Genomic DNA, 23,289 nt, shown 5'->3' with positions numbered 1-23,289 from the left:
AGTTGACGAGCACGTCCGTCCGCCGCACAAGCGGCGAACCAGCGGTCGTTCGTGATCCCCAGTGACATGCTGCACGCGATCGATGTCACGGCGGCGACGGGATTCTGGCATACCCGCGCCCCTCTTCGGGCTTTTTCGGGCGCGCTGGCAATAGGAAAATTCTGAAAAATCGGCCGCATGCGCCACCCCGTGACTGATGTCACGGGCGTGGGTTGTCGTCGTGTCGCCGTCGGGGAACTTACGTTATGGTGCGGGCGCCCGCTTACCGACTAGCGGGCGGCGCGACGGGCAAGGATGTCGGCCGGGCTGACATGAATTATCCGCACCGGGGGAAGCAGGGCGACGTGCGGACAGAGACGGTGAACACCATGAGCGATCACGCCACCCTTCCCATCGACCGCGCCGTCGCCGCGGGCGAACGGGAGTTCCGCGAACTGGCGGACTTCGCGCCGGTGATGATCTGGCGTACCGGCACCGATCGCCAGGGCGACTGGTTCAACAAACCGTGGCTGGCCTTCACCGGCCGGTCGTTGGCCCAGGAAGTCGGCGAAGGCTGGGCCGACGGCATCCATCCGGATGACCTCGACCGGTGTTCGTCGGTGTTTTTCCACGCGTTCGACGCACGAGAGCCCTACTCGCTGGAGTACCGGCTGCGCCGACACGATGGCGTCTATCGATGGATCGTCGAAACCGGCACCCCGTTCGAGCGGGGTGGCGCGTTTGCGGGCTACTGGGGCAGTTGCACCGACATCACCGATCATCGGGTGGCGCAGCGCAGCCAGCGGGTGCTGATCAACGAGCTCAGCCATCGCCTCAAGAACACGCTGGCGGTCGTCCAGGCGATGGCGGAGCAGACCTTTCGCGAAGGGCGACCGATGGATGCCGCGGTGACGTGTTTCGGTGGCCGCCTGCGCGCGCTCGCCGCCGCACAGGACAGGCTGATCGCCACGGCATGGGAGGATGTGCCGTTGAGCGACGTGGTCGAGGCCACCGTCCTGCCCTTCGACTGCGGCGGAGCACGCATTCGCCGGGAGGGCCCGCCACTGATTCTCAGCGCCGAGACCGCGGTCAGCCTGACCATGGCGCTGCATGAGTTGCTGACCAATGCGGTCAAGTATGGCGCGCTGTCCAATGACAGCGGCACCGTCACGATCACCTGGTCTTGCGGCGGTCCCACCTGTGGCAGGTTCCGGCTGGAATGGAAGGAACAGGGTGGCCCGACCGTGTCCACTCCGCTGGAGCGCGGCTTCGGCACACGTTTCATCGAGCGAGGTGTCGGGTGCCGGCAGGGCGGTGGTTCGAGTCTGCTTTTCGAACCCGACGGCGTGCGCTGGATCCTGGAAACCGAACTTCCGGCGACGTCTGCCCATCGCACCCAGGTCGCCTGATTCCCGGCGACCTTGTGCCGGGCCGATAGCTGCCATCGCGGTTTTCGCGTTCCCGGCCACTGGCGCAAAATGGCGGCAGATGTTTTTTCCTCAGGCCTATCGATGGCACGGGAGAACGACAATGCGATTCCTAGTGAATGAACGCCTGCGCGCCGAGATCGACGCCCGCCGCTGAACCCTCCCGCTATCCGCGAAGGACGACGACCATGAAGATCCAGCCCTACCTGCACTTCAACGGGAACTGCGAAGAAGCCTTCGTTTTCTATGAAAAGGCGCTTGGCGGCAAGATCCTGATGACCAGCCGATTCAAGGATCTGCCGGAAGGTGGCGCGGGACCCGAACCGGGCGCGGCCGAAGCCATGCGCGCCGTCGGCGAGAAAATCATGCACACGCGTCTGCAGGTGGGTGAGCAGTTGCTGATGGGATCGGACTGCCATCCTCTGCATCCATACCACGGCATCCACGGGTGTTCGGTGGCGATATCCGTTCCCGATTTCGCCACGGGCCAGAAGGTGTTCGACGCCCTGTCTGACGGCGCCAACGTGGACATGCCCTTCGGGCCGGCCTTCTGGGGCGACGGCTTCGGCATGTTGACCGACAAGTTCGGCGTGCCCTGGATGGTCAACGCTGGTGAGAAGTCCCCGGACTGAGGCCATCATTGCGCGTCATGCGCGCGCTGTGCATGCCGAGGCATGCACACCCTCGAACTGAAACCTTGGCCGCGGTTGTAGGAGCGAGCCTGCTCGCGACACGGGGTTACCTCAGCCCCCAAAATTAGTCGCATTTTTCAGAATTGTCCTAGAGCCAGGGCGTACCACCGGACGCTATGGTCCGTCTCCCATGTCGCAGGAGGCGCATCGCATGTCCCCGCTCGCTCATACGCCACGCACACCCGCTGAAGGGTCAAAGACGCCCAGCGCACAGCCAGCCGCCGAGCGCTGGAGCTACCCGTTCGCGTTGCTCGACAAGAATGCCCCGAACGACATGCGACGCCATTTCGACGCACTTTCCGCCATGCCGGTCGGCTTCTTTCCCCTGGCCACCTCCGGCATGCCCAACGGCAGCATCTTCTTCGGCAAGGAATGCACCGACCTGGCCATCGACGACGGCTTCCATTGCCTGGCCGATGGCGAGGTCGTCGCCTACCAGCTCGACAGCAAGCGGCACATCCTGCACTACGAGGACGACACCAAGCTTCGCTACTCGCTCGGCTTCGTGTTGGTACGCCACCGTCTGGTCTTGCCACCGGTCCCGCCGCCCGCATCGGCCGAGACATCGACAGCCGCGTCCGCACCTCAGCCCAAAGCGCCGGACGAGTCAGCCGACGGCATCCACATCTACAGCCTGTATTCGTATAACCGCCCGCTGGTGGGCTATCGGAGCGATAAAGACGGTTTCCTGATCGACGCGCTGCCCTTCTGGCAAGGCCCGCGCAAATACCGGGTCGGCGCACGCGCCAAAGACCGACAGATCGTGCCGATCGACCCGCTTGCCGAGGCGCTCGCGCAACGGGCGATGGCGTTGTCGTTCGGCGCCGTCGTGCCCGTCCCGGATCCCGGCCTGGCCCCCGAGCCAGGGCCCGACCTCGCCACCGGACTTCGGGTGCGCGCGCAGGGCAAAAGCGGCGCGACGATCATCGGCCTCCTGCCGCGCGGTTGCATCCTCACCGCGCAGGGCAACGCAACCCACGGCTGGGCCCAGATCGCCTCGATCGAGCGCGGCGAGCCCCTGGCGTACGCCGCCGGCCTGCCGGTCAGCCCGGAGGTCGCCACCGGCTGGGTCTATCTCGACGAACTGGATCACAGCCCAAGCCCCAGTCCGATGGACAGCGTGGTGGTGCTGGACGAGCCCTACCGGGTCAAGGCCGGAGAACGGCTCGGCTTCCTTGGCGAAAACCCGGGCAAGGACCTGGCCCAGCCGCCCAGCGGGGTCCAGCCCGACCGGCCCCGCGTCGCGATCGAGGTCTTCGCTGGCGATGATTTCCCCGCCTACCTTACGGAAGCCCGCCGACGGGCGGCGGCTTTACCGGACAGCGAAAAGCCGATCCTCGTCATCGAGCGCGGCGCCCGGCTGTGCAAGCTCGCCCGTATGCCCGACTGCAGCCTCATGCCGGGGGCGCGCATCCTCCCGGAACCCGGCAAGCCATGCAGCGGACGGTTCGTCTCCGGCCGCGCCTATCGCACCGAGACCCGGTCGGCGAAGTCGCCGTTGCAGCCCGGCGAACAGGCCGGGGACTACGTCGATCCCGCCAAAGGCGAGCGCATCGACGCCACCGCCTATCACCAGCTGAAAGCCTCCCGACGCATCCGCTTCCAGCAGCGTGACATCTTCGTACCCCTCGGCGAGACCGTGTACTGGACGTTGCGTAAGCCGACCCCGAACGCCTGCATCGCCATTTGGACAAGCCCGCCGTTCGAGGTCGACGCGGCGGAGGCGGTCGTCGGCTTCGCGTCATCGATGTCCCGTGCCGAGCTGGATGCCCTGGGCGAGGATCAGCACTTCGCCGACAGCGACGGGACGATCTGGTGGCGGGTCGCGGTGGGCGGCGAGAACAATGAGCCGCTCGTTGGCTGGGTCTGCAACCGGAACCATGCCGGCACCCGCTGGGAAAGTCCGCACGCCTGGCCCGGCTTTCAGCTCGCCAATGGCTCGATGTTCGAGCCGATGGAAGCGTTACAGCGCATCGTCTGCATCAACGGCATGGTCCATCCCTCGCACGAGGAAAGTTTTCAGCCTGTCGCCACCGCGCTGGGCGCCAGCGATCTGGTGGTCAAGCTCGAACAAGCCATCGATCACTCTGGCACGCTCGATGGCAAGGTCACGGCGGATGACATCGCGCATGCCCGGAAAACGCACTGGCTGGCGCGACCGCTGAGCCGGTTGATTGTCCGTCTGCATAGCCAGTGGAGTCATGACATGGAACGGTGGGAGAAGCTCACCTCGATCGCGACCAGCGACTGGCAGGCGGAAATGAAACGTCAGAGAAAACGCGGCTGGTGGAAGAAAGTCGCGACCCATCTGGATGGGTTTCCGCTGGATCCGAATGTGTATTTCATCCATCCGTTCGGGTGGGTGGACAACTTCTTCATCAAGACTAGGCAACACCCCACAATCACCGTGGCCGGGCGACACATCGAAATCCCGTTCCTATGGATTCCCGATTCGTCACGCCTAACTTATGCGAACTATGAAAGCGCCGCTGAGAGCCTTCAATGTGAGCCTGAAGCTCTGGTCGCGATAGCAAAGACGGAATCCAAGAAAGTTGGCGCCTACTTCGTACCGGGCGACGTTCATCCCGACGGCGACGACCCCGTTCCTTCAATTCTTTTTGAAAGGCACATCTTCCATTCTTGCTCGAATGGAGCATACGACACACAAAGCGACATCAGCAGTCCTCACCCATACAGCAACGACGACATTCCCTACGGTCCATTTTCATCGCAATATGCAAAGTTGCTCAAGGCATACGAGCTCCATCCTGACGCCGCATTGAAGGCTGCGTCATGGGGAAAATTCCAGATATTGGGGAAGAATTTCGGTGCGTGTGGATTCGCAACTGTTACCGAATTTGTGTGCGCGCAATCCGAGAACGAGCTCAGTCAGCTCAAGTCGCTTGTCGCATTCATCCTTAACGATCAAAGACTTCAAAAATCACTACGCAGAAAGGACTGGAAGGAGTTCGCACTTGCTTACAACGGCAGAAATCAAGCGAAGAGTCATTACGATGAGAGGATGGCTTCAAATTATCAAGAAGAAAAGGCGCGAAGGACGGGTGATGGTTCTTTGTAGCGTCCTGAGTTTTCCTTTGACGGCTGCGTCCAATAGCGCATCACTCTGTAAGAGTGACGAATCGATCGCATTCTCATGCAAGCTGAGCAATGAGAAATTTGTCTCATTATGCCGGAGGCACGAAGCAGTTGATAAACTGACGTATCGGTTCGGGCGGAACGGCAAATCCGAGATGGAATTTACCGATTCCGTCGGGCGATCAAGTAACTTCAGATACGAGCAATACTCCCGCTATCAGCGGGACTACTTTGACGTGTCGTTCACAAGAAAGGCCCACGAATACACTGTTTTTCATGAGTGGAGCGAAGATAGCCCTGAACCGGAAAGCGGGGTGATTGTTCAATTTCCTTCTGAATCACGCAAACCTATGAGAATGACTTGCACCTCGGATGTCGAGGACAGTCATTTTCGGGAAACCACTGATATAGGTTGCTCTGACGATCCACTCTTTGGCTGTATGCAATGACAACAGGCACCTGATTTTGCCGACCCTTAAAAAATTCCAGACCCTTCTGATATTAGTGACGACGATTTTGCCTTCTATCGCGCATAGCAAGGTACCGGATCGAACGGTAGTCAACTGGGTCACCGTTGACGCCGAGGACGCTCCGGGGAAGCTATTCACAAGCTGTGTCGACGGCAATTCCGATGCGCACGACTGCACAGTGGAGCTGGCCACCGATTCGAAGCGGGACGTAATCATGCGGCTGGCGATTGCACCTAGCTCGCTTTCATTCACTGAGAACACCTACGTCGCAAAGTCACCTTGCGGCACTGCGTGTAGCATCGCCTATTACTACCGCGCAGGTAGAGGTCAGTCGGGACCCTACTCCGTCGTCATCTCCGAGGACCTTGAAAACGACCTTGTTCTTGTCGTTCAGGGCAAGAGGGCTTTTGTCCAAAAGCTGTTTGACCATGACGCGCCGACTGAATTCATTTCTTTGCCACAGAATCAAAACGAGGATCTGCTACAGGACATCGAATCGGCAGCGATAAAGAAAGGTGTTGTATCTATGCGCATAAGTCGCGAAGGGGAAATCCCCGTCGACATACAAAAAGCATTGACGGCGCCATGACTGCAACAGTGCGCGTGACTATCAATACACGCCCCCAGTCCTCGAAGCGAACAGTTGGTGGCGGCACCACTTACGCTGGATGGTGCATTCTTTCGTTCAGTGAGGCATCGTTGAAACCATGAAGATCGAACATTTAGACCATCTAGTTCTCACAGTCGCCGACATCGAAGCAACTGTCGACTTCTATACGAGCGTTCTCGGGTTCGATCTCGCGACGTTCGGCGAAGGCCGCAAGGCCCTCGTTTTCGGTATCCAGAAATTCAACCTTCACCAGCGGGGTAAGGAGTTCGAGCCAAAGGCCGCCCTGCCGACGCCCGGTGCGATCGATCTTTGCCTGATATCAAGCACGCCCCTACTGCAAATCGTCGAGGAACTAGCCCAGGCGGGCGTTCTGATAGAGGAGGGCCCTGTTGCGCGAACCGGCGCCATGGGCCCGATCCAGTCGGTGTACATCCGCGACCCCGACCGGAATCTGATCGAGATCTCGAACTACTCCTGATGATCAGTGAGTAATGTCGATCTTCACATCCGTCCCATCCGGCAGATCCTGCATCTGCTGCAGCACCGAACCCGTCAGTTCGAAATGCTCGATCGCCGGCACCGGATTCAGATTCTCGACGGTGTACTCGCCTTCGGCGAAGATCGGCAGCGTGACGTAGGTGTAGCACTCCCCTTCCGCCCGCGTCTTGCCCGCCTCAAGCAGCGCTTCGATCAACGGCGGCAGGAGCCAGTCGTCGGCGATCTCTTCGCGTAGCAGCTGATTGAAGCCGGGCACGCTCTCGGCCACGCGCTCCACTTCCGCAGTGCCCGTATTGAGCCAGAAGATGCCGCCTTCGTCGGCCTCGTAGAACATGTCGCCGAGCGCCGTGAACAGCAGCGGCGTGTAGCCGTCGCCGATGCGCCAGGCCCAGGATTCGGCGAGCGCTTCGATCGCTTCCTTGTCCGGGGTACAGATGAGGTCGTTCCAGGCGAGGGCCATGGGGATGGGCCTTTCAGATCGTTGGGGATGCCGCAGTTTACCCTCCCCCGGGCCGATCAGTCCTCCGCACCGGCGATGACGGCTCTGACGAACGCCGCACGGGCCGTGGCCTGGGCGTCATTGGTGGCGACGGGCCACGCGGCCAGCTGGACGATCACCAGCTCGCGCGCCGGATCGACGTAGAGCAGCTGGCCGAAGATGCCGATGCCGGCGAAGTCGCCGTCGTCATAGGTCCACCACTGGTAGCCATACCCGCGGCCGGGAACGCCGATGTCGGCATGCTTGTGCGTGGCATCGGCAAGCCAGCCGTCGGCGAGGACCGGTTTGCCGTCGGCCACGCCGGCATCGAGGAGGAACTGGCCGAGGCGCGCGTAGTCGCCCAGCGTGGCCGACACGCCGGAACCTCCGGCTTCGGTGCCATCGACCCCGTCCTTGAGCCAGATCGCGTCGGCGGCCATGCCGTAGGGCTTCCAGACCTTCTCCGAGAGATACGCCGCCAGCGACGTGCCGGTGGCGCGCTCGACGAGAATGCCGATCAGATCGGTCTCGCCGGTCTTGTAGACCCAGCGTTCGCCCGGCGCGAATTCGCGCGGAAGCTTCGACATGTACGAGACGAGCAGCGGCACGCCGGGCTGACGCGCCCCCTCATACATCTGCGCGACATCCGATGTCGGATCGACATAGTCCTCGTTCCAGCGGACGCCGGAGGTCATCGTCAGCAGCTGGCGTACGGTGACATCGCGGTAGGCACCTGCGGCGAGTTCAGGGATGTAGCGCGTGACCTTGTCGTCGAGGCTGTGGATCGAGCCGTCACGCAGCGCGGCGCCGACAAGGGTGGACGTGAACGACTTGGCGACCGAGAAGGAACTCCATCGCGTCGACGGCGTGGCGCCGAGGCCGTAGCGTTCGAGGCGCACCTTGCCGTGCTGAAGCACCATGACGCCAGCCACGCGGTGCTCGGCCATGTAGCTGTCGAGCGTGGTGCCATCGGCGAAGTGCGGCGTCAGCGGCGTGCCGGCGGATAACGGGTGAGCGACGCCGTGACGGACGACGTTGCTGGCGTACTGGGTTTCCATCGCGCGGAAGTTCGCTTCGCGCTGCGACTGGTTCCAGAAGAGCACGTCGGTGCGGCGGGCGTGGGGCGTGGCGCAGGCCGTGAGGAGGCTCAAGGTGAGGACGAGGCAGAACGCTTTCGCCAGCAGGGCCGGCTCCCGCCATGGCAGGTTCGATGGGCGATGCGTGTTCATCGGGATGTCCTGGTGCGGCGGCGGATTTCGAACGCGCCCAGCGCCAGCGACGCGATGGCGAAGGGTCCGAGGCCGTAGATGACACGATAGGCGAGCAGTGCGGCGAGGACCTGCGCGCGCTGTTCCTGCGGGAACGCCGCGAGGGTCAGCGCTTCGAACGCGCCAATGCCACCGGGGGTGTTGCTGATGATGCCGGCGAGGATGGCGCCGACGTAGATCGGCGCGAAATCGAGAAAGCTGCCGGCGACGTCCGCAGGCAACAGGAAATACATGGCGGCGATTGCGCCGATCATCTCCACGGTGCCGATCGCGACCTGTGCGGCCGCCGAACGCGCCGAAGGCACCGGCGTGGAGAACTTCCAGATCCGCAGTTCATCGTGCTTGCCGGCCAGCCAGCGCAGGAGCAGGACGAACAGGATCACCAGAGCGACGCCGGGCCAGCGCCCCCACCCATGCGCGATCGACGGTTCGAGCAGCAACGCGATCGCCGTGACCGAGGCGAAACCGAGCGCCACCGCGAAGCCGACCAGCCCGACCACGCGGGCCACATCGGGGGCACTCACACCGCGTGTCGACAGCATGCGGTAACGCAGCGCGGTACCCGTAATCGCATGAAAACCCAGCGCGTTGCAGATCGCGTGCGTGGTCGCACCGGAGAAGATCTTCATGCGCATCGAGACCTTGCCTGGCACGACGGTCTCCACGGCGAAGACATCGTAGGCCGTGAGGCAGGACCAGCTGACCAGCGTCGCGCCGATGGACGCGAGGACATGCCAGCGCGGAATGCGGTCGATGGCCGCACGGATGTCCTGCCAGGACATGCGCGCGATATAGCGATGCAGCAGAAAGATCGCCACGCCCACGAAGGCCGCCGCCAGCAGATATTTCGTCGCACGGCTCGCGAGGGCTTTCAGGGTTGGCTGGGCGTGTTTGTCCGTCACCGCATCACTCTGACCGTCGGGCCTCGCCCGAGAAAGGCGGGCATCATCCCACGACGGCGAGCGGCGCGGGGGATAGACTGGGGGACCGATTCCTCTGCGGTGGACGCATGCTTCATTACGACGGCTCTCTCTGGCTGACCGACGGCACCCGCCGCTGGGGCGGCCCCGACCGCATCGAGCTCCTCGCCCAGGTGGGACAGACCGGTTCCATCACGGCGGCGGCGAAGGCGGTGGGCATGAGCTACAAGGGCGCGTGGGATGCCATCGCCGCCATGAACAACCTGGCGGGCGAGGATCTCGTGGTCCGTTCCACGGGCGGCAAGGGCGGCGGCGGGGCGCGGTTGACGGCGCGGGCCGAACGACTGATCGCCTCGTTCCGTGGCATCGAGACCGAGCACAAGCGATTCGTGGAGCGGCTGGCGTCGCTCGGCGAGGATGCTACCGACGACATTCATCTGCTGAGACGTTTCACGATGCGCACGAGTGCACGCAACCAGCTGGCCGGCACGGTCAGCGCCGTTACCGAAGGAGCGGTCAACGACCGTATCGATATCGCGCTGGCCGGGGGGGCGACCGTCGTCGCCACCGTTACGCGTGAGAGCACCGCCAGCCTCGCGCTTTCGCCTGGACGGCCGGTCGTGGCGCTGGTGAAGGCGAGCTGGGTCATGGTGGGTATGCCGGGCGCCGGGCGTCTGTCCGCGGCCAATCAGCTGCCCGGGCGGGTGACGGAGGTCTTTCCCGGTGCGGTGAATACGGAAGTGACGATCGCGCTGGACGGCGGCGGGACGATCGCGGCGATCGTGACGAAGGAGAGCGCTGAGGGAATGGAACTGGCGGAGGGCACAGCCGTGCTGGCGATCTTCGATGCATCGTCGGTGATTGTCGGGGTCACCGACTGACCTTGCCGTCGCGAATTTCGATGGTATGGCCGTCCAGCGCGTCGACATCGGCCGGATCATGGGTGATCACCAGCAGTTGCAGATCGAGACGGGTTTGCAGCGCCAGCAGCTCGCCACGCATGCGGCCGCGCAAGGCGGGATCCAGCGCGGCGAACGGCTCGTCGAGCAGGAGCAGGCGCGGCTCGGAAACCAGCGCGCGCGCCAGTGCGACACGCTGGCGCTGCCCGCCGGAGATGCGTGACGGGTAGCTATCCGCGACCGCCGTGAGTTCGAACGTCTCGAGCCACCGACCGACCCGTTCGCCATGGCGACGCCGCGCCGGGTTCAACCAGCCACGCGACAGTCCGAAACCGACGTTCTGCGCGACCGTCAGGTGAGGAAACAGCGCGTAATCCTGAAACAGATACGCTACGCCGCGTTCCCGCGAGGGAACATCCACCCGCGCCTGCGTGTCGAGCAGTGTCCGCCCGTCGACACGCACGTGCCCTGCGTCCGGAGAGATCAGTCCGGCCATCGCGCGCAGCGTCAGACTCTTGCCGGCACCCGAGGGTCCGTAGAGCACGACGCGACGATGCTCCGAGGCGAAGGCGACGTCCAGCTCGAAGCGGCGGTCGTCGGCGTGCAGCGTTTTGCGGACCGCCACATCGACACTCATGGCCGCGACCGCCGCGTGTGATCCGGCGACAGCCAGCCGGCGAGCAGGAGTGCTACCACGCAGGTCACCGACGTCACGACGACCATGATTGCAGCGGTATCGTCGTGGCCAGCCTGCACGGCCGCATAGATCGCGACGGACAGGGTCTGCGTACGCCCGGGCAGATTACCCGCGATCATCAACGTCGCGCCGAACTCACCGAGTGCGCGGGCGAAGGCGAGCAACGCACCCGCGGTAATGCCGCGCGCGGCGAGTGGCAGCGACACACGAAAAAACACCGCGACTTCGCGCAGACCCAGGACGCGCGCGGCACTTTCCAGCTGAGGATCGACCGCTTCGAAGGCGGCACGTGCCGCCTTCTGCACGAGCGGAAAGGCGACCAGCGTCGAGGCGATGACCGCGCCCTGCCAGGTGAAAACGAGTTCGATCCCGTGGCGGTCGAGCCAGCCGCCGAAGGTGCCCTTGCGACCGAGCAGGACGAGCAGGTAATAGCCGAGGACCGTCGGCGGCAGCACCAGCGGCAAGGTCAGGATCGAATCGACGAGCTCGCGCGCAGGGGAGCGCCAGCGCGACAGGGCGAAGGCTACCGCGACGCCGAGCACGAGGTTGATCGCGGTCGCCCACAAGGCGACCTTGAGCGACAGCGCGAGCGGAACCCAGACGTCGCCCACGCCGGCTCAGGGTGCTTCGAAGCCGAAGCGGGCGAGAATTCCGCGTCCTTCGGCGGATTGCACGAAGGCTTCGAACGACTTCGCCTCGGTCACCTGCTTCGAGGCCGCGACCACGGCGATCGGATAGCTGATCGGCTTCGGGGTCGGCACGGTGGCGGCGACGGAGACCTTGTCTTTCGCGATCGCGGCATCGGTAGCGAAAACGAAACCCGCTTCGACTTCACCGCGGGCGACGTAGTCGAGGCTCTGGCGCACGTTCTGCGCGAGCACGCCCTTCGCTGAAACAGCATCCCAGAGGCCTTGCTGCTCCAGGGCGGCTTTCGTGTAACGGCCGACAGGAACAGAGGCGGGGTCACCATAAGCGACGCGCTTCACCGCCGCGTTTTTCAGATCAGCCGGTGAAGTAACCCTGACCGTCGCGTCCTTAGGCACGATCAGAACCAGACGGTTGGTCGCGAAGTCCTGCCGCGTCGACACGTCGATGGCTTTCGCTTCGACCGCCTTGTCCATCGCGGCCTGGTCGGCCGAGGCGAACACGTCCGCCGGGGCGCCACTGGCGATCTGGCGCAGCAGCACGTCGGACGCCGCGAAGTTGAGGACGACGTGGGTACCGGGGTGTTTCGCTTCGTAGGCCTTGCCGACGGACTGGAAGGCGTCGGTGAGGCTGGAAGCCGCCGAGACGACGAGATCGGCGGCGGAAGCCATGCCGGGACCGATAAAAAGGCACAGCGCGACGAGAGGGCGGAGGCGCATGGCGTCAGTCCGGCAAGGAGAGGTTGGGCAATATAGGAAGGTATATGGCGGGGGGTCAAATGCGCTGGCTGGCGCGAACCGGGGAGCGGGGAGCGGGACCTCCACGGTCACCGCCTCCCGGTCGGGCCATCCCCGCTGCCGATGCGCCTCAGCCCGCCGCCAGCACCACGAAGCTGCGCGGTGGCGCAATCATCTTGCCGCCTTCGGCCACGGTATCCACCGCGAGATCCAGATCGCTCGAGAACGCCACGCTCCAGGCACCCTCGGGCAACGCGAACTCCACCCCGCCATCGAAGGCGTTGATCAGGATCAGCACCGTCTGATCCGCCGCATGCTCTCGCACGCCGGAGGCCTGGCTGCGCCCGTCGAGCAGGATACCGATGGAACGCGCACGCGGATCGTCCCAGTGCTCAGGCTGCATCTCGCCACCGCCGGGGTTGAGCCAGACGATGTCGCGGATGCCCGATTCCTCGTCGTAACGACCGTTGAGAAAGCGACCGCGACGCAGGATCGGATAACGCTCGCGCAAGGCGAGCAATTCACGCACCGACTGGGCCAGGCTGCCCTCGGTCGGATCGTCATTCCAGTCGATCCAGCTCAGCTCGTTGTCCTGACCGTAGACGTTGTTGTTGCCGTTCTGCGTGTTGCCGCGCTCATCGCCGGAGAGCAGCATCGGCGTCCCCTGCGCCAGGAGCAGGGTGGCCAGCAGGTTGCGCGACTGGCGCTGCCGCATGGCGCGGATGCCCATGTCGTCCGTCGGGCCTTCGGCACCGTGATTGAACGAATGGTTGTTGTCCGAGCCGTCGCGATTGTCTTCGCCGTTGGCATCGTTGTGCTTGCCGTTGTAGCTCAGCAGATCGCGCAGCGTGAACCCGTCGTGCGCGGTGATGAAGTTCAGCGACGCGTACGGGCGACGTCCACGCTTGTCGAACAGATCGGCGGAGCCCGTGAAACGCCGTGCGAACTCCGGCAACTTGCCTTCCTCACCGATCCAGAACGCGCGCACCGTGTCGCGGAACTTGTCGTTCCACTCCACCCAGCCCGGCGGAAACTCACCCACCTGATAGCCGCCGGGACCACAATCCCACGGCTCGGCGATCAGCTTGGTCTGGTTGAGCACGGGGTCCTGGGTGCAGGCGTCGAGGAAGCCGCCGTTCTCGTCGAATCCGTACGGCTCGCGACCGAGGATGGTGGCGAGGTCGAAACGGAAACCGTCCACGTTCATGTCCGTGGCCCAGTAGCGCAGCGAGTCGGTGACCATCTGCAGCACGCGGGCGTGACTCAGGTTGACCGTATTACCGGTGCCCGTGTCGTTGATGTAATAGCGCTTGTCTTCCGCCAGTCGGTAGTAGCTGGCGTTATCGATGCCCTTGAACGAGAGCGTCGGGCCCATTTCGTTGCCTTCGGCCGTGTGGTTGTAGACCACATCGAGGATGACCTCGAGACCGGCGCGGTGATACGCCGCCACCATGTCCTTGAATTCGCGGGGGTCGCCGCTCGACATGTAGCGCGTCTTCAGCGCGAAGAAGCCGATGGTGTTGTAACCCCAGTAGTTGCGCAGGCCCTGTTCCAGCAGGTGCTGGTCGTCGAGGTAGGCATGCACGGGCAGCAACTCGATCGACGTGACACCCAGCTGGCGCACGTAGTCGATCACCTCTTCCGTCGCCAGGCCGGCGAACGTGCCGCGCTTGTCTTCCGGCACCGACGGGTGCTGCATGGTGTAGCCACGCACGTGCGTTTCCTGGATGACGGTACGGTTCCAGGGAATGTGCGGCTTGCCGTGTTCGATCCACTTGTACGTCGGATCGACGACCATCGCCTTGGGCATGAACGGCGCGCTGTCGCGCTCATCGAAACTGAGGTCGCCGTCGGCGTGGCCCACGGTGTATCCGTAGAGTTCGTCGGCCCAGATCAGCTCACCGACGATGTGCCGGGCATAGGGATCGAGGAGCAGCTTGTTCGGGTTGAAGCGGTGCCCGTTCTCCGGCTCGTAAGGGCCGTGGACGCGGTATCCGTAAAGCTGTCCCGGACCGACGCCCGGCACGTAACCGTGCCAGACCTCATCGGTGTACTCGGGCAGGTCGATGCGGCCCGTTTCGTTACCCGCTTCGTCGTAGAAGCAGACCTCGACCCGCGTGCCATGGGCGGTGAACAGGGCGAAGTTGGTGCCTTTTCCATCCCAGGTCGCTCCGCGCGGAAACGGCGAACCCTCGCGGACGGGGGAGGCGGAGTCGTAACGGCGATCGGGCATGGCGGCGTCCTCGTGGGGGTGGCGCACGATGACCCAGCGCACGACAGGAAAACGTGAGGGCGCCTCCTGGCCGACATACCTCAGCGACACCGCGCCGCAGCGCCTTTACACCCGGACGTGGCATCATCCCTGGACCCGCATCCAGGGTTGATCGAGGGGACGCCGCGTTGCGTCGAACACAGGGACACATGCGTTGGCTGGGATGGATGGCGACGATCGCCGTCTGGCTCACCGTGCTTGCGCCCACCGTGTCCAGGGCGCTGCCCGCGTTCGCCTTCCCCGATCTCGGCGCCTGGTGCGACAGGGAAGCTGTCACGGCGCACCACGGTATGCCGGACCACGGTCACGACATGGGCGGCGATCAGGACGCCGACGACGCGTGCGGCTATTGCGCCCTGTTCGCACAGACGCCTGCCCTCGGCGGCGACTTCTTCGTCGCCCGGTGGCTCCCGCTGGCCGGCTACGTCGACGCGACGCTGCCGGCCCGGCGTGCCGCACCATCACTGGTCCGCCATCACGCTCCCTCCCGAGGTCCGCCGGTCGCCGCGCACGCCTGATCGTTTCCGATCCCGCCGTACGCCAACGACCCACGGACTATCGCCATGACCCTGCTTCCTCTCGATGGACGCGCGCTCGCGCGCGCCGTCGCCTGCGCCATCGGTGCCTCCGCGCTTGCCGCCCATGCGGCCGACACGCCGGACGCCCCCCAGACCACCAACCTTCGCGAGGTGCGCGTTTCCGCCGTCAGCAAGGGAACCCATGTCGATCCCGACATGCCTTCGGCGGTCGAGACCGTCGACGCCGCCAGGCTCGACCGCCTCAACGTGATCAACGCGGAAGACGCGCTGAAGTACCTGCCCTCCTTCGGTATCCGCAAGCGATTCGTCGGCGACGAAAACGCCACGTTCTCCGTGCGCGGCACCAGCAACCAGCAGAGCGCGCGCGGCCTCGTCTACCTGGACGGCTTGCTGCTGTCGAACCTGCTGGGCAACAGCTGGTCGAATCCGCCACGCTGGTCGATGGCCTTTCCGGAGAACCTCGATCGTGTCGAAGTTCTTTATGGCGCGTATTCCGTGCTGTACCCGGGCAACGCCATCGGCGCCACGGTGCTGATGACCACGCGCATGCCCGACAAACTCGAGGTGACCGGCGACGTCCAGGCCTTCACCCAGCATGTCGATACCTATGGCACGGACCGCAACTACGGCGGCAGCCGGCAGAGCGCGACCCTCGGCGATCGTTCGGGCAGGTTCGCGTTCCTGATCGGCGTCGCGCATCTGCAATCCAACGGGCAGCCGCTGGTCTACGCCGTGCAGAACCGCGCCACCCGCGCCGGGACGACGAACCCGGTGACGGGAGCCATCGGTGACACGGGCGCCACGGGGCTTCCGCGTGAGGTCCTCGGCATCAACAGCGAAGGCCAGGAAGCGACCAGCCAGGACGAGGCCCATGTGCGCCTGACCTACGACTTCACCCCGGAGCTGACCGGCGGCATCACCGCGGGCTACTGGAACCAGGATCTCTCCCATCGCACGACGACGTACCTGCGTGACGCCAACGGCCAGCCGGTCTGGTCCGGTCCGGTGAGCATCGATGGCCGCCAGTACACGCTACCGGCCAGTTTCTTCGCCCCCAGCACGCGGCAGAGCCGCAACTATCTCTACGGCGTTTCGCTCGGCACGCACCGGGACAGCGGGTGGAATATCGAAGGCAACGCGTCGTACTTCGACATGGACCGCAACCGCGACCGTGTGGCCGACGCCGTGACCTACAACGGCAGCGGCCTGTTGACAGCAGGCGACGGCAGTCGCTGGCGGACTTTCGACCTGCGGGTCAGCCATACCCCGGACTCGCTGGACGCCAACTCGCACACGGTGAGCTTCGGTTACCACTTCGACGGCTACCGCCTCGATAACGTCACGAATCTGCTCTCCGCATGGCGTAACGGCGGCGCCGGCGCACTCACCGCGGCCAACGGCGGCAGCACGCAGACGCAGGCGCTCTATGTGCAGGACGCCTGGCAACTCGACGAGCGCTGGCGCCTTACCGCCGGTGCGCGCTACGAGCAGTGGCGCGCGTTCGGTGGCTCGCGTTCCACCGCCAGCGCAACCGTCGGGTATCCGGAGCGCAAGGAGTCCCATACCTCTCCCAAGCTGTCATTGACGTATGCCGCGAGCGACAACCTGTTGCTGCGTCTGTCCGGAGCACGCGCCTGGCGCTTCCCCACGGTGAACGAGCTTTTCCAGGGCACGTTCAACGGTATCGCGATCGTCAACAACGATCCGAATCTGAAGCCGGAAAACGACCTCTCCCGCGAGCTGTCGGCCGAGTGGTACCAGGCCCATGGCGTCGCGCGGTTCACGGTGTTCCGCAGCGATACACGCGACACGCTCCTGAGCCAGACCGATACGACCGTCTTTCCGAGCGTCACCAGCGTGCAGAACATCGACCTCGTACGCACGCGCGGTGCCGAGGCAAGCTATGACGGACGTGGCGTGGTCTGGGATGCGCTCGATCTCACGGCGAACGCGGCGTATACGCAGGCGACCACGGTTCGGAACCATCGTAACCCCTCGTCGGAGGGCAAGCAGTTCTATCGCGTGCCGCGATGGCGTGCGAACCTGATCGCCACCTGGCATGCGAGCGAAACGGTGGCACTGACGCTGGCCGGTCGTTATTCCGGGCGGCAGTACAACACGCTCGACCACAGTGACATCGACCCCGACACCTTCGGCGGAGCCAGCGCGTTCCTCACCTTCGACGCCAAGGTGCAGTGGCAGGCCAGTGAGCACGTGAACCTGGGTATCGGCGTGGATAACCTCACCGACCGGCGCTATTACGTCTACTACCCTTACCCCTCACGCACGTACATGGTGGAGGCGAAGTTCCGGCTCTAGGCCATGGCTGCCCCGCGGCGATGCTGCGCCATCGTCAGATGCTCGTCGAGCATGAACGATGCCGGGCCGCCGTTCCAGAGCCTGTCGAAGAACGCGGCGACACCCGCGTTGCCGGTGGCCAGATCGCAGGTGAAACGAAGCAGTTCCGTCCCGGGGACGGCGAGTCCTTCAGGCCGCCGGACCAGGAACAGTTCGATGCCGCCGGCGACGCGATGGGCCTGCGTCAGATAGTGCGCGGCACGCTCGGGCAACACCGCGGCCAGATCGAGCAAGGTCTCACCGATCCCGGCGAGGCCGTCGCACAGTCCCGGTGAGATGGCGTGGCTACGCATCAGGTCCGCCTCGCTGGTCAGCAGCATGTCCCGGTAACGGCCGTCGCCGGTGGCCGCAAGGAAGCGCGCCACGACGGCAAGGACGCCGGCCGTGCCATGGCGCAGGTAAGGCACCAGGGCGCCGCCCTCCACGGCGCGACGCCAGGTGCGATCCCCGTCCGCGTTGAATCCGTAGTGATCGAGGTCGAAGGCGAGCCCTTCGCGCGCCGCGTCGAAGAAGCGGGACTCGTCCGTCGCCCTGAACAGGTGCAGCAGAAACAACGCGATACCGGCGGCACCGTAGCCCAGCCCCACCGCTTGCATGGCTTCGCCGTGGTGCCAGCCGCGCTTGCCGTGCACGCACGGCCCTGCCGCCAGCAGCGCGTCACCCGCCGCGATCGCCGCCGCCAGCATCGCGTCATCCTGCGTACGCCGCCAGACCGCGATCCGCGCAAGGCCCCAGCCGGCGATCCCGTCGTACAACCCATAGCGCTCGCGAATGGGCCCGTCGAGGGTCGACGCGCCCAGCAGCGACAGCGCGAGGTCTTCCCTGCCCGCATCGAGCAGGACCCATGCGATGCCCGCGTCACCGTGCATCAGGTCGCACCCCCGATGTCGTCCCTCGTGCACGCCTGCGAGCAGGTAATCCATCAGGCGGTCGGGGACGGGCCGGCCTCCGCGCTGGCAGGCGTGCACGATGCCTGCCGCGCCGTACGCGACGCCCCAGGGATGGCGCTCGAAGACCTGCGGGTCCGCCGGCACGTAGCGATCGGGCCGCGCGCCTGCCGACAGTGTGTCGATGTAACGGAACAGATCGCCCGCGGCGTTCGCGACGGGTGCAACGGTGCGCCGCAGATGCGGGACCAGAAGCCGGTCATCGGCGAGATGCGTGAGCGCACCGCGCACCTTTTTCATCGCGGCGACAGGCGACGGCCGCTTGGTCGGCTCGTTGTCCATGAGCGCGGCGATGGTCGTGGCGACGAGCGCCGGATACCCCATGTCTTCGCACAGGCGATGCGTGATGCGCATGGCGGCGCGGGGATCGAGCGGCAGCATCGCATTGACCGGAAGCATGGCGGCGAAAAGGTTGGCGCCGAAGGCGTAGCGATCCTCCGCGCACGCGCTGGCGTGGTCGTCACGCTGTGGCGATCGCGACGCGAACCCCGGCGTGCACAGACCCGAGGGGCGGTCGAGCCCACGATCGACGGCCGCTTCGAGGTCGATGATGCGAACACGCCCGTCCGTCGCGATCATGATGTTGTGGAACGAGAAATCGCCCAGCGTGACGCCTGTCGCGTGGATGGCCTCCAGCGCGTCCGCTATGCGCTGGAACACGTCGCACAGCTCACGCAGGAAGCTCGCGACGTGGGCTTGCGTCGCTCGTGTCTTCAGCCACGGGTAGCGCTCGGCGAGCCACCGGCGCAGGGTCTGACCGTCGATGTACTCCTCCACCAGATACTGGTGCTCCCATTCGGTGAAGTAGGCGACGGGCGACGGCGTGACGCCAAGTGGAGCGAGCTTGCCCAGCAGGCGGTACTCCTTGAGCAGCAGAGTGGTGGCCGACTGCGTGCCGCCGATGTGGGGACGGGCCTCCTTGATGACGACGTGGCGTCCCGAGTCGCGATTCAACGCCAGATAGATGCCCCCGGCCGAGGAAAATGTAAGCGCGCCGCGAACCTCATAGCGTCCGCCGTCCAGGCGCAGTACCGATGAATCGCCGGCATCGGTATCCTGCGGAAACGGGTCGCGGACCCACGGCGGCAGGTGCACGTATGCGGCGCGTATATCCGGTTCCTTCTCGCCTGACGGGTTGCGCAGGAAATATTCGCGCTGCCCACCCGCCGACACCTCGTATTCGCCACGAATGCCACCGAAACGATAATGCAGGATGCGCGATCCCGGAAGGCGCCGGTCGCTGAGAATGTGCGGTCCCTCATAACCGGTCAGAACGGCCTGCAACTCTTCCATGACGTAGCGGAAGGCTTTCGGATCCGCCGGGTAGATCGTGATGAACTTTCCGGAGCCTCCGCGCGGCCACCGTTTGCCATTCATCGCGGCATGCATGCGCGCGTCGGCGGCGAATTTGAACGCGACGCCCAGCGAGCTGAGCGTCGCCGCCACGATCGAGAGCACGATCGGTGCGGTCGGCGTCACCGATGAGACGTGAATCTTCCAGCCCTGTGCCGGCAACGGCGTATCCGGCGGCAGGCAATGCATCCAGACCCCAGAGCGGTGCATGCGCCAGCTGGCCGGAACGATCCGGCGCACCGGCTCGACGAAATCCCGCTCGTCGATGACGCGACTGCCATGCGTTTCGAAGAATTCGCGGTCCACCGCGGTGTAGTACAGCAGTTCGGTCCGTCGTTCGGCGGGCATGACTGTCCTTGGAATGGCACGCTGAAAAACCGGCATGCGGTGCGACCCGGACGTCGCACCGCATGCCTTCGCCCCAGCCGGATCACGGCAGGAGTTACTGGCCGTCGATACCGTCGACGTTGGCGAACGAGCAGGCGCCGTTGCTGCATGAGCTGGTGGGCGTATCGGCTTCTCCCGCGGTCAGCGGATCGGCTTCGAGCATCTGCAAGCGGAGGACGTGGTCCATGTGATTCTCCTGGCGATATCGACGTGCTGCCTCCCCCCCATGGAGAAGCGCGTAAGCCAATCTAGGAGGGCAGCGCGATCGAAAACAGCGGGAGAGACGTGCCGGCTCGCCTTTTTTTCGCGCGGTGGGCAGATAAATGGCCGTCCCGTTCGAAACCGGTCGAGCCGCCTGTCCGGAATCGGACAGCGCGTCCGGAAACGGACAACGTCAGGTTCAGGGTCAGGTGCCGAGAGGGAGCACCACGATCGCCGTCGCACCCGGACCGTCGGACCGGTTACGCAGGTCGACGCTTCCCGCGTGCGCTTCGACGATCAGCCGGGTAAGGCTCAGGCCGATACCCGAGCCGGTTGGCTTGGTGGTGAAAAAAGGCACGAACAGTGAGGATCGTTCGGGCAGGCCACCGCCTTCGTCTTCGATCGTCACGCGAACCTGCGCACCTGCCACCATCCAGTTCACACGGACGCCGCCTCCCGACGCCAGCGCCGACTCCACCGCGTTGCGCAGCAGGTTGATGAAGGCCTGATCGAGCTGGGCCTCGTCACCGTTGACCACGACCTCGGCCGAACCTTCGACGCCGATCTGCATCCGGTCTTCCAGACGTGCGAGCCGACGCAAGGAAAGGTCGAGCCGGAACGCCTGGGCGCGCAGGGGTGGCAAACGAGCAAGGCGCCCGTAGCCCGCCAGGAAACGTGCCAGCGAATCCGAACGCCGCTCGATAACCTCCAGGCCTTCACGCAAGTCGTCCTCGACGGCGTCCCCACCGTGCTGATCGAGCAGGGCCGACAGGCTGCCCGCCAGCGAGCCGATCGGTGCGAGCGAATTGTTGAGCTCGTGGCTGAGCACGCGAATCAGTCGCTGCCATGCGTTACGCTCCTCGTCCCCAAGGGCTGCACTTACATCGTGCAGCATCACCATCGTGTTCTCGTAGCCTTCGCTGTACCAGACAGCGCGGCGGACGATCCAGCGCCCGGTTCGGGCAGGAAACTCCCATGAGAGAATCGCGTTGTCCGACGCGACGACCACCGGCATCAGGCCCATGGCATCGGCGTCGCGCCCGATGACGCTGTCGTGAGCCGCGCCGATCAGCTCACGCGCGGCAGGATTGATCATGACCAGGCGCTGCTCGCGGTCGACAACGAAGATCGGGTCCTGCAGGGCGGTGAGCGTCTTGCCCAGGAAGCGCAGGCTTTCGGTGCGTTTTCGCCGCCCTTCGCGCAGGGCGTCCGAGACGGCGTTGATGTCCGCGATCATGCCTCTGAGCGGGTGATGCCGCGAAGGCAGGCTGCCGCGCACGCCATAATCGCCCTCGCGCAGTGCGGCGAGCAGGCTTCCCAGCGTGCGCCAGGCCGTCAGCATGCGCCACGCGAAGCCCGCGATGGCGACCGCACCGAGACCCATTCCGAGCGCGAACAGCATCGCCATGTCCATCCCTGTCAGTTGACCTGGTCGAACCCGCCCTTGGCACGGTGCTTGTCGATGCGACGGTACAAGGACTGCCGCGAAATACCCAGTGCGTCGGCGGCCCTTTGCAGGTTGTTGTCGTTGCGTTCGAGCGCTTGCCGGATGAGCATCTCCTCCGCTTCGGGCAAGGTGAGTCGATCCAGCACCAGCGGTGCGCCGGACGGGGGAAGAAGCGCCAGCGTCTCCGCATCGATGTCGTCACGCGGGGCGAGCAGGACGGCGCGCTCGATGACATGCTCGAGTTCGCGCACGTTGCCCGGCCATCCGTAGGCACGCAGGGCACGCTCGGCGGATGGCTTGAGGTTCATCGCGCCGCGTCGCAGACGGGCACATTCGCGCAGGAGGAAATGGCGGGCGAGCGGCACGATATCCTCCCCGCGATCGCGCAGGGCCGGGAGCCTGATCTGCATCGCATTCAGGCGGTAGAGCAGGTCGCGACGGAACCGGCCGTCCCTTACCGCGGCATCGAAGTCGGTATGGCTCGTCGAGATCACCCGCACATCCGCGCGCCGTGTGCGCATCGAACCGCTTCGCTCGAACTCTCCTTCGTCGAGTACGCGAAGCAGCTTCGCCTGCTGCTGCAGCGTCATGTTGCCGACCTCCTCCATGATCAGACTGCCGCCGTGCGCCAGTTCGAAACGCCCGGGTCGGGGCGACGGCTCGTCGTCCCCGAACATCTCCTCCGAAAAACGCATGTCCGACAGACTGGCCATGTCGACGCGGATCAGTGGTTGGTCGGCACGGGGTGACATGGCGTGGATTTCCCGCGCCAGCAACGACTTGCCGCTGCCATTTTCGCCCATCACCAGCACGCTGGCGTCGCTGGCGGCGATGCGATGCGCGAGGTCCACCACCCGCCGCATCGACGTCGACTCGCAGATCCGCGTCGCGTCGGCCGACCGGCGTGCGAGCGCGGTTTCCGTGCGCAGGCGAAGGTTCTCCTCACGCATCGTCCGCAGGGCGATCTGCGCACGCACGGTGTGCACCATGCGCGCGTTGTTCCAGGGTTTTTCGACGAAGTCCGCGGCGCCTATGCGCATCGCACGCACGGCCAGGTCGATGCTGCCCCACGCCGTCATCACGATGAGCGGCAGGTCCGGGCACTCATGACGCAGGCGTGCCACCAGGTCGAGCCCCTCCGTGCCCGAGGTCGTATCGGCACCGTAGTTCAGATCCAGGATCGCGCAGGCCACGGCCGTCCGGTTGACGACGTCGCAGGCGCCAGCGGGCGATTCCGCTTCCACCGAGGGAATGCCTTCGGCACGCATCAGCAGGCGCAGGGACAACCGGATGTCCGGGTGGTCGTCAACGATCAGGACGGGCAAGGCATGATGACTTTCGGACATGGCGCTCGATGCTCCTGAGATGC

Annotated in this window: 19 protein-coding genes; 8 read left to right on the top strand and 11 right to left on the bottom strand. The window is 64.9% G+C overall.

Going from position 1 to position 23,289, the window contains the following annotated elements:
* Window positions 1-368: 368 nt before the first annotated feature.
* The 5 genes from B5X73_RS08010 to B5X73_RS07990 all read left to right on the top strand — a co-directional run bounded on the left by B5X73_RS08010 (window position 369) and on the right by B5X73_RS07990 (window position 6,752).
* Window positions 369-1,388, top strand: coding sequence for a sensor histidine kinase (locus B5X73_RS08010; protein WP_176167777.1), 1,020 nt, complete (start codon window positions 369-371; stop codon window positions 1,386-1,388).
* Window positions 1,389-1,594: 206 nt separating this feature from the next.
* Complete coding sequence (locus B5X73_RS08005; RefSeq protein ID WP_079521247.1) at window positions 1,595-2,038, top strand: VOC family protein; 444 nt, start codon at window positions 1,595-1,597, stop codon at window positions 2,036-2,038.
* A gap of 211 nt (window positions 2,039-2,249) precedes the next feature.
* Window positions 2,250-5,177, top strand: a complete 2,928-nt coding sequence (locus B5X73_RS08000) for an N-acetylmuramidase family protein (protein WP_176167776.1) — start codon at window positions 2,250-2,252, stop codon at window positions 5,175-5,177.
* 482 nt (window positions 5,178-5,659) lie between these two features.
* The gene (locus B5X73_RS07995) at window positions 5,660-6,253 is read left to right on the top strand and encodes a hypothetical protein (RefSeq protein WP_079521245.1); all 594 of its coding nucleotides are present in this window, start codon (window positions 5,660-5,662) and stop codon (window positions 6,251-6,253) included.
* 118 nt (window positions 6,254-6,371) lie between these two features.
* A complete protein-coding gene (locus tag B5X73_RS07990) occupies window positions 6,372-6,752 on the top strand; it encodes a VOC family protein (protein ID WP_079521244.1) in 381 nt (126 codons plus the stop codon).
* Window positions 6,753-6,755: 3 nt separating this feature from the next.
* On the opposite strand, the gene B5X73_RS07985 is transcribed toward B5X73_RS07990, so the two are convergent.
* The 3 genes from B5X73_RS07985 to B5X73_RS07975 are packed head-to-tail and all read right to left on the bottom strand — an operon-like array spanning window position 6,756 to window position 9,420.
* Entirely contained in the window at window positions 6,756-7,232 is a 477-nt protein-coding gene (locus B5X73_RS07985; protein ID WP_079521243.1) for a T6SS immunity protein Tdi1 domain-containing protein, read from the bottom strand.
* A gap of 56 nt (window positions 7,233-7,288) precedes the next feature.
* Window positions 7,289-8,479, bottom strand: coding sequence for a serine hydrolase domain-containing protein (locus B5X73_RS07980; RefSeq protein WP_079521242.1), 1,191 nt, complete (start codon window positions 8,477-8,479; stop codon window positions 7,289-7,291).
* Window positions 8,476-9,420 carry a lysylphosphatidylglycerol synthase transmembrane domain-containing protein gene (locus B5X73_RS07975; protein WP_176167775.1) on the bottom strand — a complete coding sequence of 315 codons (945 nt, stop codon included), beginning with the start codon at window positions 9,418-9,420 and terminating at the stop codon, window positions 8,476-8,478. The genes B5X73_RS07980 and B5X73_RS07975 overlap by 4 nt, the downstream gene beginning before the upstream one ends.
* Window positions 9,421-9,527: 107 nt before the next feature.
* On the opposite strand from B5X73_RS07975, the gene B5X73_RS07970 reads away from it, so the two are divergent.
* Entirely contained in the window at window positions 9,528-10,319 is a 792-nt protein-coding gene (locus B5X73_RS07970) for a TOBE domain-containing protein (protein ID WP_079521240.1), read from the top strand.
* Here the strand turns inward: B5X73_RS07970 and B5X73_RS07965 are convergent.
* The 4 genes from B5X73_RS07965 to glgX all read right to left on the bottom strand — a co-directional run bounded on the left by B5X73_RS07965 (window position 10,309) and on the right by glgX (window position 14,649).
* A complete protein-coding gene (locus tag B5X73_RS07965) occupies window positions 10,309-10,974 on the bottom strand; it encodes an ABC transporter ATP-binding protein (RefSeq protein WP_079521239.1) in 666 nt (221 codons plus the stop codon). The two genes, B5X73_RS07970 and B5X73_RS07965, sit on opposite strands and share 11 nt — an antisense overlap.
* Window positions 10,971-11,645 carry a molybdate ABC transporter permease subunit gene (gene modB, locus B5X73_RS07960; protein ID WP_079521238.1) on the bottom strand — a complete coding sequence of 225 codons (675 nt, stop codon included), beginning with the start codon at window positions 11,643-11,645 and terminating at the stop codon, window positions 10,971-10,973. Before modB ends, B5X73_RS07965 begins: the two co-directional genes overlap by 4 nt.
* Before the next feature lie 6 nt (window positions 11,646-11,651).
* Window positions 11,652-12,398, bottom strand: a complete 747-nt coding sequence (modA, locus tag B5X73_RS07955; RefSeq protein ID WP_079521237.1) for a molybdate ABC transporter substrate-binding protein — start codon at window positions 12,396-12,398, stop codon at window positions 11,652-11,654.
* A gap of 148 nt (window positions 12,399-12,546) precedes the next feature.
* Window positions 12,547-14,649, bottom strand: coding sequence for a glycogen debranching protein GlgX (gene glgX / locus B5X73_RS07950; protein WP_079521324.1), 2,103 nt, complete (start codon window positions 14,647-14,649; stop codon window positions 12,547-12,549).
* 188 nt (window positions 14,650-14,837) lie between these two features.
* Here glgX and B5X73_RS07945 point away from each other — a divergent pair, with 188 nt between their 5' ends.
* The gene (locus B5X73_RS07945; protein ID WP_079521236.1) at window positions 14,838-15,206 is read left to right on the top strand and encodes a DUF2946 domain-containing protein; all 369 of its coding nucleotides are present in this window, start codon (window positions 14,838-14,840) and stop codon (window positions 15,204-15,206) included.
* Between the two features lie 45 nt (window positions 15,207-15,251).
* Window positions 15,252-17,546, top strand: a complete 2,295-nt coding sequence (locus B5X73_RS07940; RefSeq protein WP_079521235.1) for a TonB-dependent receptor — start codon at window positions 15,252-15,254, stop codon at window positions 17,544-17,546.
* Here B5X73_RS07940 and lanKC read toward each other — a convergent pair.
* The 4 genes from lanKC to B5X73_RS07925 form a co-directional block, all read right to left on the bottom strand.
* Window positions 17,543-20,233: a class III lanthionine synthetase LanKC gene (gene lanKC, locus B5X73_RS07935; RefSeq protein ID WP_176167774.1), complete on the bottom strand. Its 2,691-nt coding sequence runs from the start codon at window positions 20,231-20,233 to the stop codon at window positions 17,543-17,545. The two genes, B5X73_RS07940 and lanKC, sit on opposite strands and share 4 nt — an antisense overlap.
* Window positions 20,234-20,327: 94 nt before the next feature.
* Window positions 20,328-20,459, bottom strand: a complete 132-nt coding sequence (locus B5X73_RS21505) for a hypothetical protein (protein WP_255349726.1) — start codon at window positions 20,457-20,459, stop codon at window positions 20,328-20,330.
* A 219-nt stretch (window positions 20,460-20,678) separates the two neighbouring features.
* Entirely contained in the window at window positions 20,679-21,881 is a 1,203-nt protein-coding gene (locus B5X73_RS07930) for a sensor histidine kinase (RefSeq protein ID WP_176167773.1), read from the bottom strand.
* An 11-nt stretch (window positions 21,882-21,892) separates the two neighbouring features.
* Window positions 21,893-23,266 (bottom strand): sigma-54-dependent transcriptional regulator, encoded by a 1,374-nt coding sequence (locus B5X73_RS07925; protein WP_079521232.1) that lies wholly within the window; start codon window positions 23,264-23,266, stop codon window positions 21,893-21,895.
* Window positions 23,267-23,289 lie beyond the last annotated feature (23 nt).

The organism is Luteibacter sp. 22Crub2.1 (genome assembly GCF_900167995.1).
GTDB lineage: Bacteria > Pseudomonadota > Gammaproteobacteria > Xanthomonadales > Rhodanobacteraceae > Luteibacter > Luteibacter mycovicinus.
This window is presented reverse-complemented; position numbering and strand designations above follow the sequence as displayed.